General features: G+C 71.3%; 14 protein-coding genes. 7 read left to right on the top strand and 7 right to left on the bottom strand.

Going from position 1 to position 13,706, the window contains the following annotated elements; translation table 11 throughout:
- The first annotated feature begins 116 nt into the window (after positions 1 to 116).
- A complete protein-coding gene (locus ACZ60J_RS02520; protein WP_469678332.1) occupies positions 117 to 899 on the top strand; it encodes a CoA transferase subunit A in 783 nt (260 codons plus the stop codon).
- Positions 899 to 1,558 carry a CoA transferase subunit B gene (locus ACZ60J_RS02515; RefSeq protein ID WP_469678330.1) on the top strand — a complete coding sequence of 220 codons (660 nt, stop codon included), beginning with the start codon at positions 899 to 901 and terminating at the stop codon, positions 1,556 to 1,558. The genes ACZ60J_RS02520 and ACZ60J_RS02515 overlap by 1 nt, the downstream gene beginning before the upstream one ends.
- A gap of 119 nt (positions 1,559 to 1,677) precedes the next feature.
- Here the strand turns inward: ACZ60J_RS02515 and ACZ60J_RS02510 are convergent, their stop codons facing one another.
- From ACZ60J_RS02510 to ACZ60J_RS02495, 4 genes are all read right to left on the bottom strand, one after another.
- A complete protein-coding gene (locus ACZ60J_RS02510) occupies positions 1,678 to 2,187 on the bottom strand; it encodes a hypothetical protein (RefSeq protein WP_469678328.1) in 510 nt (169 codons plus the stop codon).
- Positions 2,188 to 2,202: 15 nt separating this feature from the next.
- Positions 2,203 to 2,823, bottom strand: a complete 621-nt coding sequence (locus ACZ60J_RS02505; RefSeq protein ID WP_469678326.1) for a VOC family protein — start codon at positions 2,821 to 2,823, stop codon at positions 2,203 to 2,205.
- A 42-nt stretch (positions 2,824 to 2,865) separates the two neighbouring features.
- A complete protein-coding gene (locus ACZ60J_RS02500) occupies positions 2,866 to 3,714 on the bottom strand; it encodes a fumarylacetoacetate hydrolase family protein (protein WP_469678324.1) in 849 nt (282 codons plus the stop codon).
- Between the two features lie 246 nt (positions 3,715 to 3,960).
- Positions 3,961 to 4,440, bottom strand: coding sequence for an Lrp/AsnC family transcriptional regulator (locus ACZ60J_RS02495; RefSeq protein WP_469678322.1), 480 nt, complete (start codon positions 4,438 to 4,440; stop codon positions 3,961 to 3,963).
- Positions 4,441 to 4,730: 290 nt separating this feature from the next.
- On the opposite strand from ACZ60J_RS02495, the gene ACZ60J_RS02490 reads away from it, so the two are divergent.
- Complete coding sequence (locus ACZ60J_RS02490) at positions 4,731 to 7,058, top strand: transketolase-like TK C-terminal-containing protein (RefSeq protein WP_469678320.1); 2,328 nt, start codon at positions 4,731 to 4,733, stop codon at positions 7,056 to 7,058.
- Between the two features lie 186 nt (positions 7,059 to 7,244).
- On the opposite strand, the gene ACZ60J_RS02485 is transcribed toward ACZ60J_RS02490, so the two are convergent.
- On the bottom strand, positions 7,245 to 8,240 hold the full coding sequence (locus tag ACZ60J_RS02485) for an NADP-dependent oxidoreductase (protein ID WP_469678318.1): 996 nt from the start codon (positions 8,238 to 8,240) through the stop codon (positions 7,245 to 7,247).
- A gap of 108 nt (positions 8,241 to 8,348) precedes the next feature.
- Between ACZ60J_RS02485 and ACZ60J_RS02480 the strand changes: the two genes are divergently transcribed.
- From ACZ60J_RS02480 to ACZ60J_RS02470, 3 genes are all read left to right on the top strand, one after another.
- Positions 8,349 to 8,945, top strand: coding sequence for a TetR/AcrR family transcriptional regulator (locus ACZ60J_RS02480; RefSeq protein WP_469678317.1), 597 nt, complete (start codon positions 8,349 to 8,351; stop codon positions 8,943 to 8,945).
- A gap of 113 nt (positions 8,946 to 9,058) precedes the next feature.
- On the top strand, positions 9,059 to 9,535 hold the full coding sequence (locus ACZ60J_RS02475; protein WP_469678315.1) for a hypothetical protein: 477 nt from the start codon (positions 9,059 to 9,061) through the stop codon (positions 9,533 to 9,535).
- A gap of 214 nt (positions 9,536 to 9,749) precedes the next feature.
- Positions 9,750 to 10,055, top strand: coding sequence for a hypothetical protein (locus tag ACZ60J_RS02470; RefSeq protein ID WP_469678313.1), 306 nt, complete (start codon positions 9,750 to 9,752; stop codon positions 10,053 to 10,055).
- 35 nt (positions 10,056 to 10,090) lie between these two features.
- On the opposite strand, the gene ACZ60J_RS02465 is transcribed toward ACZ60J_RS02470, so the two are convergent.
- Both ACZ60J_RS02465 and ACZ60J_RS02460 read right to left on the bottom strand, forming a co-directional pair.
- Positions 10,091 to 10,411: a hypothetical protein gene (locus ACZ60J_RS02465; RefSeq protein ID WP_469678311.1), complete on the bottom strand. Its 321-nt coding sequence runs from the start codon at positions 10,409 to 10,411 to the stop codon at positions 10,091 to 10,093.
- A 236-nt stretch (positions 10,412 to 10,647) separates the two neighbouring features.
- Positions 10,648 to 11,862, bottom strand: a complete 1,215-nt coding sequence (locus ACZ60J_RS02460; protein ID WP_469678309.1) for an amidohydrolase family protein — start codon at positions 11,860 to 11,862, stop codon at positions 10,648 to 10,650.
- Positions 11,863 to 12,420: 558 nt separating this feature from the next.
- Between ACZ60J_RS02460 and ACZ60J_RS02455 the strand changes: the two genes are divergently transcribed.
- Positions 12,421 to 13,650, top strand: a complete 1,230-nt coding sequence (locus ACZ60J_RS02455; RefSeq protein WP_469678307.1) for an MFS transporter — start codon at positions 12,421 to 12,423, stop codon at positions 13,648 to 13,650.
- The last annotated feature ends 56 nt before the right edge of the window (positions 13,651 to 13,706 follow it).

Raw genomic sequence — 13,706 nt, 5'->3', positions numbered from 1 at the left:
GCGGCGGAACATCGGAGTAATCATCATGCTGATTTGGGGATGGAGCAAGCCTCCCTCCGTGCCCACCGCGCCGACACGGCGCCGGACGGCCCCTGACATGTCTCCGAAGGACGTTCATGGACAAGACATTCCCCTCCGCGGCCGCGGCCGTGGCCGACATCGCCGACGGCGCGTCCCTGGCCGTCGGCGGCTTCGGGCTGTGCGGCATCCCCGGCACCCTCATCTCGGCCCTGTACGTCCAGGGCACGCGTTCGCTGCGGGTGGTCTCCAACAACTGCGGAACGGACGACCACGGGCTGGGCATCCTCCTCGGCGCGGGGCGCATCGCCCGGGTGACCGGCTCCTACGTGGGCGAGAACAAGGAGTTCGCCCGTCAGTACCTCACCGGCGAGCTCGAGGTGGAACTCGTCCCGCAGGGCACCCTCGCCGAACGGCTGCGCGCCGGAGGCTCGGGCATCCCCGCCTTCTACACGCCCGCAGGCGTCGGTACACCACTCGCACACGGCGGAATCCCCTGGAGCCACCACGCGGACGGCTCCGTGGCCGTGGCCTCGCCCGCCAAGGAGACCCGCACCTTCGGCGACCGCGACTACGTCCTGGAGACGGCCCTCACCTGCGATTTCGCCCTGGTCCGGGCGGCGCGCGGGGACCGGCACGGGAACCTCGTCTTCGACAAGTCCGCCCGCAACTTCAACCCGCTCGCCGCGATGGCGGGCCGCGTCACCGTCGCCGAGGTCGAGGAGCTCGTCGAGCCGGGCGTCCTGGGGCCGGACGAGGTCCACCTGCCCGGGGTGTTCGTCCAGCGCGTCGTCGCCCTCACCCCGCAGCAGGCCGCCGACAAGCAGATCGAGCGGCGCACCGTCGCCGCACCGGCGGCGCGCGGGACGGTGACCCGCTGATGGTGTGGACCAGGAACGAGATGGCTGCCCGGGCCGCCGCCGAGCTCGGCGACGGCGACTACGTCAACCTCGGCATCGGACTGCCCACCCTCGTACCCGACTTCGTGCCCGCGGGCGTGCACGTCGTCCTGCAGTCCGAGAACGGCATCCTGGGCACGGGCCCCTACCCCTGCGAGGACGCGGTCGACCCGGACCTGATCAACGCCGGGAAGGAGACCGTCACCGTCCTGCCCGGCGCGGCCTACTTCGACTCCGCACTGTCCTTCGCCATGATCAGGGGCGGCCACATCGACACGGCGATCCTCGGAGCCATGCAGGTCTCCGCGAACGGAGACCTCGCCAACTGGATGATCCCCGGCAAGATGGTGAAGGGCATGGGCGGGGCGATGGACCTCGTCCACGGGGCCGGCCGCGTCATCGTCCTCATGGAACACACCGCGCGGGACGGAAGCCCGAAGATCCTCCCCGAGTGCACCCTGCCGCTGACCGGCCGTGCGTGCGTCCACCGCATCATCACCGACCTCGGCGTACTCGACGTCACGGACGACGGACTCGTCCTGGTGGAGACGGCCTGCGGAGTCACGCCGGAGCAGGTCCTCGCCGCCACCGCCGCCCCGCTGCGCGTACCCGAGCAGGTCCGGTCGGCCGTGTCCCCGTGAACCGCGGGCCGGCCGCCCCGGGACCCGGGGCGGCCGGCCGGGACGTACCGGACGGCAGCGCAATGCGGCCCAGCACCGAGGTGCTGGGCCGCTGTCGTGCATCGGAGGGAGCGCGAGCCTCAGGAGCCGACCGCGTACGTGTCGTCCGCGGCGAGCCGCCGGTAGGCGCGGCGGACCTCGGGGACCAGCCGGGCCGCCGCTTCCGCATCGGCGTGCTCCAGCCGGAGCTTCAGGATGTCCCCGCTCCGCCGTTCCTCGGGCACGTGCTCGCCACGCGGTGTGACGAGCACGTGGAAGTGCGGATGGTTCTCGCCGAAGACGAGCAGGTACGTCGCGGGAGCACCGGTCACTTCGGTCACCGCCGCCACCAGATCCCGGGCACGGCGTCCGAGCGAGGCCAGCTCGGCCCCGTCGAGCCCGGTGATGCGCTCGGCATGGCGGCGGGCCCGCAGGACGAACCACCCGGGCACGTCGTAGCCGGGTACCGATTCACCCGACCACAGGGGGTCGCGGAAGACGACCGCGTCCTCCCCGTTCTGCTCCAGCCCGCACATGAAGCAGTCGGGCCGATGGGTGGGGGCACTGGCCGCACTGGTCGTGCTCGCCGTGCCCGTTACGGTCTCGCTCAACGAAGTCCCCCGGTCTCAGAGGGATCCGGTGAGGATGAGCATCGGGTCGGGCAGCTCGCTGCGCAGCGCCCAGGAACGGTGGATCAGCTCGTCCACGGGTGCACCGGAGCGGCGCGCCGCGAGCATGGCCTCCGGATCGAAGGCGGGGCCGACGGCGTCCGCCCCGTACTCCGGCCCCATCATGTAGCCGGTGGCCTCGTCGGGGTCGGCGAAGTTGTCGATCTGCATCTCGACGAACCCGCCGTCGGGGTCCTGGTAGTAGAGGGACGTCGTGACCCCGTGCGCGATGCACACCGCGGGGGAGAGGCCCTTGTCGCGCAGGAGTTCATAGCGGGCGAGCAGGTCGTCGAGGTGCTCGAAGGTGTAGGCCACGTGATGGGCCCCGGCCGTCGTGGGCTTCTTGCGCTCCAGCGGGACGGGCGGCGTGAGCAGGGCGACGCGGTGGTGCTCCTCGTCGTACGTGATGAAGCACAGGGCCTCGTTCTGGAACACCACGTGACCGTCCAGGACGGCGCAGTACCAGTCCCGCATGCCGGTCGGGTTGCTGGTCTGGAAGACGACATGGGCGAACTTCGGGGCGGCGGTCATCCGATCCTCCTTGATCGTGCGCGTGCTCGTGGTGGTGGTCGTCGTCATGTGCGTGCGGCTTCGCTCGGGGCGGGGCCGCCGCGGGTGGGTTCAGGGCTGTGAGACGAAGCGCTGGCGCAGCTCGCCGATGCCCTCGATCGTGCTGACCAGCTCGTCGCCTGGGGCGAGCCGGCGCGGCGGGTCCTGGGAGAACCCGACGCCGGCCGGGGTCCCGGTGAAGATCAGGTCTCCGGGCAGCAGGGGCATGACGGCGGAGAGCCGGGCGATCAGTTCGGGAACCGGGAAGATCATGTCGCTGGTGCGGCTCTTCTGGACTTCCCCGCCGTTGACGGTGCCGCGCAGTTCCAGGTCGCCCGGGTCGCCGAACTCGTCCGGCGTGACCAGCCACGGACCGGTGGGAGCGAAACCGGGGAAGGACTTGCCGAGGCTGAACTGCGGCGACGGGCCCTCGAGCTGCGTGATGCGCTCGGAGAGGTCCTGGCCGACGGTGAGGCCGGCGACGTGTTCCCAGGCCGTTTCGGCGGTGACGTGGTGGGCTAGGGCCCCGATGACGACGACCAGCTCGATCTCCCAGTCGGTGTGGCCCTCGGGCGGGAGCGTGACCTCCGTGACCGGCCCGGTGATGCTGGAGGCGAACTTGGTGAACACGGGCGGCATGGTGTCGGGAAGCGCGAACCCGGCCTCGGCCGCGTGGTCGCGGTAGTTGAGGCCCGCCGCGACGACCTGGCGCGGAGCCGGCGCGGGGGCGCCCAGACGAGCCGGGTCGATGGCGGCTCCTTCGGGCAGCCGGGCGTGCTCCGCCCAGTCGCGGAACTCCTCCCATCGCTCGTAGACGGCTTGCGGGTCGGCGCCGAAGAGGCCGCCGCTGGCCTGTTCGACGTCGACGGCGAGGCCGTCGACGACGAGTGCCAGACGGCCGGCGAGGTTGGCGATGCGCACGAAGTTGCTCCTGGGTTCCTGGTGCGGGCCTGTGGCCGGCGAGAGGGGGAGGGTACGGAGGGCCGGAGGGGCACGGTCCGTCGTTCTCGCAGGCCCGGTCGGCCGGTGGATCGGGGGTACGGCCGCCCCGCAGCGCCTGCGGTGCTGATCAGAGAGTAGAGCGCTATATGTGATAACAGCAAGGCTCGGAGTGCAGGGAAATGCCGAACGGGAGGCCGGCCGCGCCCGACGGCCGGTGCGCTGCCCTCAGCGCGCCGCGGACCTGCGCAGGAGCGGCGCGATCCGGTAGCCCACCATCTGACGCATGGCCAGGGCCGTGTTCGTCCGTTCCACCCCGGGGATGTCGAGGACGAGGCCGGCCACCCGGTACAGGTCCTCGGCATCGGTGGCGACCACGTGCACCAGGAGGTCCGTGTCGCCGCTCAGCCCGTGGACCTGGAGGACCTCGGGAACCGCCGCGAGCGCGTTCGCCACCTCCTCCAGGCGGCGCTGGGCGACCTGGGCGGTGATGAACGCACTGAGCGGATAGCCGAGGGCCGACGGGTCGACGCGCCGCTCGAAGGAGTCCACCGCTCCGTTGCGGTCGAGCGCCGCCAGGCGCGCCTGGACGGTGTTGCGGCTCAGCCCGCTGGCCTCCGCGAGCGCGACCGTGGTGGCCCGGGGGTGCGCGCTGAGGGCGAGGAGCAGGCGTGCGTCGGTGGAGTCGATCCGCTCGCGATTGGGCATGGTGCGCACCTTCCGGGGCCGAGGGGGCGGGGGGTTGAGCATTCTGCGTCATCTCACCACAGGTTCTTGTGCGAGTCCCCGCCCGGTGTTCTCCTCATCAGCAACGTTCCCGCCGCAGGCCCCGCCGCCGGCGCCCCACCGCCGACCGGGACCCGGTCGGCGGCCGCGGCCCGACGCGTCCCGTACCGCCGGTGCGCCGTTCCCGTACGCCGTCGCATTCCGCCCGCCCCTTCCGCCGGACGCATGTCCGCCCGACAGGGTGTGCCACCGTGCAAGGAGACCGATTCACCATGTCCACCGCACCTGCCGACCCCCGGCGGTCCACGGCCGCCGACCTCGATGTGCTGCAGCAGATCGAGGACCGTGCGCTGTGGCTGTCCAGCGCGATCGTGCACCACGCCAACCGCGTCAGGCCGAACCCCTCGGGGCTCAAGGTCGGCGGGCACCAGGCCTCCTGCGCCTCGATGGTGTCGATCATGACCACTCTGTGGTTCCGCCACCTGCGCCCCGAGGACCGGGTGTCGGTGAAGCCGCACGCCTCACCCGTCCTGCACGCGCTCAACCACCTCCTCGGTGAACTCGACGCCTCCTACCTCTCCACCCTGCGCGCCTTCGGGGGACTGCAGAGCTATCCCAGCCGCTCCAAGGACCCCGATCCCGTCGACTACTCCACGGGATCCGTGGGCATCGGGGCCACGGCCACGATCTGGGGCGCCCTGGCCCGCCGGTACGTGGACAAGGACGCCGACGGAGGATTCGCCGGCCGTCAGTACGCCCTGGTCGGGGACGCGGAGCTGGACGAGGGCGCGGTGTGGGAGGCGGTGGGGGATCCGCAGGTCGCCGAACTCGGCGAACTCGTCTGGATCGTCGACCTCAACCGGCAGTCACTGGACCGGGTGGTGCCCACCATCGCCGCCGGCCGCCTGCGGGACATGTTCGCCGCGGCCGGATGGCAGGTGCTCGTGCTCAAGTACGGGAACCTGCTGGAGGAGTTGTTCGCTCGGCCCGGAGGCGAGGCGCTGCGGGCCCGGATCGACGGCATGTCCAATGCCGAGTACCAGCGCCTGCTGCGCTGCACGGCGGAGGAGTTGCGGGACCGGCTGCCCGGCACCGGGCCCGGGGCCGCGGAAGTCGCCGCACTGCTCGTGGACGTCGACGACGCGACGCTGACGGAAGCGGTCGGCAACCTGGCTGGCCACGACCTGGCGGCCCTCGACGCCGCGCTCTCGCAGGTGGAGGACCACCGTCCCACGGTGATCCTGGCGTACACCGTCAAGGGGTACGGACTGCCCACCCACGGGCACCCGCAGAACCACTCCTCCCTGCTGACGGAGCAGCAGATGCGGGTGCTGGCGGACGCGGTGGGCGCCGACCTCGACGACCCGTGGAAGGGCTTCGCCGCCGATTCCCCGGCAGCGCTGCTGTGCGCCGACGTCGCGGCCCGGCTGCGCCGCGGAGCCGTTCCGGCGGCGAAGTCACCGGACGTTCCGCAGGACATCGGCCGCACGCCGGCCGGTGTGGCCACCACGCAGGCCGCCCTGGGGCGCGTCCTGCTCGACCTGACCCGCACCGCCCCCGAGACGGCGAGCAGGGTCGTGACGGTCAGCCCGGACGTCAGCTCGTCGACCAATCTGGGCGGATGGGTCAACAAGGTCGGCGTCTGGTCGCCGACCGAGCGCGTCGACTGGTTCGCCGACGACGCCGAGACCATCCTCCACTGGAGGGAGCGGCCGACGGGCCAGCACATCGAACTGGGCATCGCGGAGACCAATCTGGTCGGACTGCTGGGCGAGCTCGGCGCGACCTGGAGCCGCTGGGGCGAACCGCTGCTGCCCATCGGGGTCGTGTACGACCCCTTCGTGCAACGCGCCCTGGAACCCTGGTCCTTCGGCATGTACGCCGGCGGACAGTCGATCCTGGTCGGTACGCCCTCGGGCGTCACCCTCGCGCCGGAGGGCGGCGCGCACCAGTCCGTCACCACGCCCTCGCTCGGCATCGAGCAGCCCGGCTGCACCACCTGGGAACCGGCGTTCGCGCTGGACACCGAATGGACCCTGCTGGCCGCCCTCTCCCGCCTCGGCCGGCCGGACGGCGGCTCCGCGTACCTGAGGCTGTCGACCCGCCCCGTCGACCAGACCCTCGCGGGCGTTCCCACCGACCCCGCCGCCCGCGAACGCCGACGGCGCCAGGTGGTGGCCGGCGCCTACCCCCTGCGCCGGCAGGACGGGGCCCGCGTCACCATCGCGGCCATGGGGGCCGTGGTCACCGAGGCCCTCGCCGCCGCGGACCGGCTCCAGCAGATCGGCGTCCCGGCCGACGTCGTGTGCGTGACCAGCCCGGGACTCCTCTACAAGGCGCTGGACGCGCGGGCCGGACACGGGGAGGCACCGGACTGGATCCTGGATCAGGCCTTCCCCGCGGAGCGGGCGACTCCGCTGGTCACGGTCCTGGACGGCCACCCGCACACGCTCGCGTTCCTGTCCACCATCCACCGGGTTCCGAGCCGGCGCCTCGGCGTCACCGACTTCGGCCAGTCCGGTTCCCTGGAGGAGGTCTACCGGTACCACCGCATCGACACCGACAGCATCGTCGCCGCCGCGCTCGACCTCACCGAGTAGGGGTTGAGGACCATCCGAACGACAACCGGCGCCAAACCCGTTCCTTGAGGTCCACCGGTCCGCGGCTTCCGGAGTCCGGAGTTCGAAGCTTCGTCGAGCACCCCTTCCCGCAGGTACGCGAAGCTACCGGCCGGATCCCGCATTCGCGCGTCGACCAGCAGCGAGTCCGAAACGCGGACTGGTGTCTCACCTGTGGGCTGAAGGCCCCTGGCCCTCGATGTTCAGGACGATCTTGCCTTGGAGGTGGCCCTTCTCGGCGTGGGTGTGGGCCGCGGCCGCGTCACGCAGGGGGAAGACGCTGTCGATGCCGACGCGTACGTGCCCTGCGTCGATGAGGGCGGACAGCTCGGCGAGATCCGAACCGCTTGACCGCACCTGCCACATGGTTTCGCTGAGGACGATGCCGAGTTCGGCCGCGCGCTCGCGCCGGTAGTCGCCCAGGAAGACCGGCGCGATCCGGCCGCCCCGCCGCACGGTGGACAGCAGGCGGTGCGCGTCGGGACCGCCGACGGTGTCGATCAGGAGGTCCAGATCGCGGACGGCCTCCTCGGCGGGTGTCCGCGTGTAGTCGACGAACCGGTCCACGCCCAGGCCCAGCAGGAACTCCTCGTGCCGCCCGGATGCGACGGCGGTCACCTCCTGCGCGCCGGCCACCCGCACGAGTTGTACGGCGAAGTGGCCGACTCCTCCCGCAGCCCCGTTGACCATGACGGTGGCGCCGGTGCGGCCGCGCAGGTGGGTGAAGACGTACTGGTAGGCCGTGAGCCCGGCCATCGGCACGGCGGCGGCCTCCGTATGTCCGAGGGCTGCGGGCTTGGGGGTCAGGTGGGCGGCGGGTGAGACCGCATACTCGGCGTACCCGGATCCGCGGCCGGGGAAGTTGACCAGGCCGAAGACCTCGTCGCCGGGCTGCCACTCGGTCACACCCGGGCCGAGGGCCGTGACCACGCCGGAGATGTCGCTGCCCAGGATGAGCGGTGGCGTCCAGTTCGGCCGGAGCTCGGCCGGGAAGTCCTCGAAGCCGCGCCGCGCGTACCGGTCCGGCGGGTTGACACCCGCCGCGTGGACCCGCACCAGCACCTCGCCCGGCCCGGGCGCGGGCCGGGGAACCTCCTCGTAGACCAGTTCCTCCGGCCCGCCGAAGGCGTGTAGGCGGACAGCTCGCATCGTCTCCGTACCCATGGGTCCCTCCCCAAGTCCCACTGCGGAGTACCCCGGATAGAATCCGGAGCACTGTTCCGGAACAGGCAACCGGAGCAGTGCTCCGGTTGTCAACTGCAGGGATCCCTCATGTCCATCGAGTCGCGCCCCGGCACACCGCGCGCACCACGCACTGACGCGCGGCGCAACCGCGACCGCGTCCTGGAAGTGGCCGCGGAGGCCGTCGCGGAGCAGGGGACACTGGCCTCCCTGCGGGACATCGCCCGGCGCGCCGGGGTCGGCCTCGGCACGCTCTACCGGCACTTTCCGAACCGGGAGGCACTGCTGGAGGCACTGCTGCACCGGCGCTTCACCCACCTCGCAGAACGGGCGGATGCGCTCGCCGCCACCGCCCCGCCCGAGCGCGCGCTGGCCGAGTGGCTCTACGAGTTCATCCTCGGCGCGGGCGCCTACCAGGGCCTGCCGGCCACCCTGATGGCCACCCTGAACGATCCGGAATCACCGCTGCACGCCGACTGCCTGACCATGCGCCAGGCCGGTGGCCGGCTCCTGGAGGCGGCCCAGGAATCAGGGGGGATCCGGCCGGACGTGGGGCCCATCGACCTGTTCGCACTGGCCAATGCCCTCAGCTGGATCGCAGACCAGGCCCCGACGCTCACGGAGCGGCGGGAACACCTCTTCCACCTGGTGTGGGACGGGCTGAGGCCGCAGTCCGATCGGGGCTGATCCGAGGCCCGTAGCTCCTCTGGCCGTCGGCAGAGGACAGACCACAAAGAACGAGCGGAGGCGTCGATCCTTATGGCACGTGCAGGTCAGGGCTACGGAGGGGCACTTCTCCGGTGCTGTTGACGTGGATCGCCGAGGTGGCGGACGAGCCCCTCGTGCTGGAGCCGGCTGACCGGCGGGTGGAACGGGACACCAACACCTGGCACCTGGGTGCGGACGACGAAGACCGCAGGTCGCTGTGCGTTGCGGAGGTGGTGACAGCCTTCGAGCGGACCGCTTCAGCCCTCCGGGGGCGCATTCGAGAGCTGGGATTTCCCGGGGCGGCGACGTTCTACGTGTGGCACGACGAGCAGGCCGGACAGCTCCGGTGCTCGACCTGCTCTCTCCCCCCGGACGCCCTGCCGTTCGGCGGTGCCTACACGGTTTCCGGCGATCTCAGCCCGATTGTCGAAGGTTTTCTGGCCGACGGTGAGCCCGGCGTCGTCGCCTGGTCGCACTTGGTTGACGTTCACGTGGGCCAGACGGTCGCTGAGCCGGAGACCGTGCCCCTTCGGGTCTGGGTCAGCAGCGTTGGAGCCGCATCACGCTGACTCGACCTGCCTGTCCACACGGACGAGGCGGCGGTGGAGCCGATGGCAGTCGGCCAGCCAGGAGTGCGGTCCTACTGAGGCTGTCCTGCCGTTCGTTGCCCCCTCCTGCAGCCCGCATACGGACCGAATCGATCGCGCAGTGAGACCGGGCCAGTTCTCTGAGCGCCTCGAGTGCGCCCCTTGACTTCAACCCAAGGATTGCCATCTTGGGTCCATGTCAAGCAATGAGAAGCCTCGCCTCATCCCGACCGGCAAGTGCTGGTGCGGCTGCGGGAAGGACATCGGCCTGGGCAAGTTCTTCGCCGCCGGCCACGACAAGATCGCCGAAGCAGCGCTCATGGCCCTCAAGTACGACGGGTCCGTCGCTCAACTGCTCCACGCTCACGGCTTCGGCTCGCACCATTCCGTCCGCCACGCCGCCGTGACCGATCCGGACTGCTCGTGGGAGAAGTGCACCGACTGCAACTACAGCGGCGCCCCTGCCAGCATCGCCAACCATCGAAAGAAGGACCATCCCTAACGGCACATCCTCGCCTGGTGATGACGCTCTCGTCGTCAGGTGCACGAGGTGTTCACGGAACCGTCCCAGTCCGGTGCCTCCGTGAGGGCAAGGGTTCCATCCGCTGCCTCGACGACTCGCACCATGATGGCGCCGCGGTCCTCGCCGGGAAACGCAACGGAGAAGTGGGGATCCATCTCCATGAGGAAGTCCCAGCCCTCGCGCTGGGTCGTGTCCAGGGCATCGGCATGCCGACCGGTTGCCCGCCACGTGCCGACCGCGTCGACCGTGACGGTGATGTCTATGGCGTACGTCTCAAGGCAAGTCGACTGATTGGCCCACCATTCGAGGCGGCCGTGACTCATGAATCGATCCATGAGCAGACTATGCACGGTGCGTGGGCCGGACGGGCGGGTCCGTAGGGCCACCGGTCGTCGTGGTTCAGGCCGCGAGACACAGCTGCATGGGCAGCCCGGACGAGTCCTCGCCTCAACCGACTGACGTCCCCGCTGCGCCGCCGGGCGGAGGACCCGGCCGACGCCGGGGCCCCGTTCCCTCACGGTTGTTGCGAAGGCCGAACCAGAGGGCCGGGGCCCCGGACCGGGGCAGTCGGTCAGGTGCCGGGGGTGTGCTCGATGCCGCCGACCCAGACGCGCTGGATGTTGCGCGTCGTCCGGATGTCGGCCAGGGGGTCGCCGTCGACGAGCAGGAGGTCGGCGCGGTACCCGATGCGGACGGCGCCGCGGTCCCGCAGGCCGAAGGCCTGCGCGGGCAGGCTGGTCGCGGAGTTCAGGACCTCCCGGGTGCTCAGTCCGGCCCGGACCAGCAGCTCGAGCTCGTGGTGCATGCTGAGGCCGAAAGCCGGCTGGACCGGTATGCCCGGGGTCCGGTTGGAGTCCGTCCCCGCGAGGATGCGCGCACCGGCCCGGCGCAGCGCGGTGACGCTGCCTTCGGCGGCCGCGTAGTCGAATCCGGGGATGCCCAGAGCGGCGAAGCCCTCCATCATCGTGAGGGTGGGCACCGCGACGGTGCCGCTTCCGGCGTACCTGCCGGCGACGGAGGCGGACAGGGGGCTGTCGAGGGGTACGTGGTGGATCATGTCGACGCCGGCGGTCAGCGCACGGTCCGCCATGGCCGCGGTGACGGCGTGTGCCATGACGAGTTTTCCTGCCGAGTGGGCCGCCTTCACCAGGGCCTTGATGGTCTCCGGTGACAGTCCGGGCTCATCGATGATGATCTTGATGTAGTCGGCCTTCTCCGCCACCCGGGCCCGTACGAACTGGGTTGCCTGCTCGGGGCCGGTCACGATTCCGTCCGCCGGGAAGGTCGGGATGTTGCTCTGGGGGCTGCCGGGTGCCACGGCCGGCGTGCAGGCGCTGCGGATGTCGGTCAGGCCCGGTTGCTGGCGCAGCGCATCGACGCGTGACGCGGGGAAGCAGGCCATGTCCAGACCGGTCGTCACCCCGTAGGCGGTCAACTGGCCCAGGGTGCCGAGGTCCTGGAGGTGCAGGTGCGCGTCGATCAGCCCGGGCAGCAGTACGGCGCCGCCGCAGTCGATCTTGCGCGCACCGAGTGCGTTGATGCCGATGCGGCCGTTGTCGATGACGACGGTGCGCGGCGTGGTCACCGTGTTGCCGTCGAAGACGCGGACGTTGGTCAGCGCGACGTTCTCACCGAAGCCGAACGCCTGGTCCTGGTCCTCGATTTGGGCCCGGTCCTGAGCCCGTGCGACCGCAGGTACCGCGAGGGCTTGTACCCCGGCCATGCCCATTCCGGCGACGGCGGCCGTCTTCAGGAAGTCGCGTCGGTTTCCGTGATCGATGCACATCTTCGTGCCCTTCTGTCTGCGTGGCGGTGCGGGAAGTGGTGCGCTCGTCGCTCCGGGCATGGCGAAGCCGCAGCGGTGTTTCGCGAGTGCGATGCGTGCGGGGTGAGGTTCGGTTCCGCGGCTGCGGCCGGAGAGGCCCTGCCGGCCGGTGCGGCGCGGGCGGGCTCGGTCCAGGGGGCGTACGCCGGGAGGACGGGTCGAACGTAGCCGCTATATGTGATAACAGCAAGACTTTCGACAGCCTCTGCGGCGCGAAGGCGCCACGGGCCCCTGCCTCCCGGCCCGCGTGAGGTGCATCCCCGGCGTCGTAGGCATTGACAGGCCGACGCGACCGCCCCCAGCATCACTGCCAGCCGCCCTGCGGCTCATCCGCAGCGGGCCGAAGCGCCCCTGCCGTTCTTCTTTGCTGCCGTACACGCCGCCATCCCGGGGCTTGGCGCGCCCTCACGGGGAGCTGCGCCCGTGACGCCCGGGGTGCACGACGCGGTTGCGGACCCGCGCCGCCGTGCGGCACTTCCGCCTGCCTCCCGCTCACGCGGTTCCTTGAGGAGCACCCACATGAACTCCACCTCTGGCACGCCCCGGACCGGGGCCCACCCAGGACGCGCCGTTGCCCTCGGGCTCGTCATCCTGTGCATCGAGGGGTACGACCTCTTCCTCCTGGGCGCCGTCGGCCCCTCGCTCCTGTCCCATCCCGACTGGTACGTCTCCAAGTCGACGCTGGGGCTGCTGGGCAGCCTCACCGCGCTCGGCATGCCCCTGGGGTCCATCGCGGCCGGCTGGGCCGGTGACCTCCACGGGCGCCGCCTGCCCATGGCCCTGAGCCTGGCCTGGCTGTCGTCGAGCATGTTCCTCAGCGCCGTCGCGGGGGACGTGACGCTGTTCGCTGTGACGCGCTTCCTGACCGGCATGGGCATCGGAGCCCTGATACCGCTCGTCACCGCGTACGTCAGCGAAGCGGCCACCCCCGCACGCCACGCCCTCCACGTCGGGACCGCCACCACCGGCCTGGCCCTGGGCGGAATCCTCACCGGAGTCGTCGGCCGAGCCCTGCTGCCGGAGTGGGACTTCCGCACGCTGTTCCTCTTCGGAGCCATCCCGCTGGTACTGATCCCCGTGGTGTGGCGGCTCGTCCCCGGCGAGGTCCCGGAGCGGGCGGCGGACGAGCCCTCCGTCGCCGCCCCGGACGCGAACCGGCTCGGCCAACTGCTCGACCCGCGGTACCGCCGTACGACGCTGCTGTTCTGGGCGTCCACCTTCGCCGGACTCGTGATCGTCTACGGAGCGAGCACCTGGCTGCCTGCCCTGATGGTCGGCTCGGGCTACGACCTCGGCTCCTCGCTCGAGTTCTCCATAGCCTTCAACGCCGGCGCCGTCATAGGCACGTTGGGCGCCGCACTGATCGCCGACCGCGGACACCTGAAGGCCGCCACGATGGCCGGCTTCCTCCTCGCGGCCGTCGCGATGGTCACGCTCAGCACCCCGCAGCCGCGCCCGCTGCTGCTGGTGGCCTCCGCCGTGGCCGGTTTCGGGGCGCTCGGCACGCAGGCCCTGATCAACATCTTCGTCGCCCACGCCCACCCGGCCCGGCTGCGCGGCACCGCGCTCGGCTTCAGCCTCGGGGTGGGCCGGGTGGGGGCCATCGTCGGGCCCAGTTACCTGGCGGCCGTGGCCGTACTGGTCACCTCACCCGGCGCCGGCTTCTACGCCTTCGTCTTCCCGGCCCTCCTGGGCGCGGTCCTGATCGGCCGGCTGGGGTCCGACCGGCGTCAGGCCGGTCAGGACTGAACTCCGACCGGCGTCAGGCCGGCCGACCGCGCTCCGGCCGGTCCTGACCGGCCGCT

The organism is Streptomyces sp. NPDC104226, from assembly GCF_055584085.1.
This window is presented reverse-complemented; position numbering and strand designations above follow the sequence as displayed.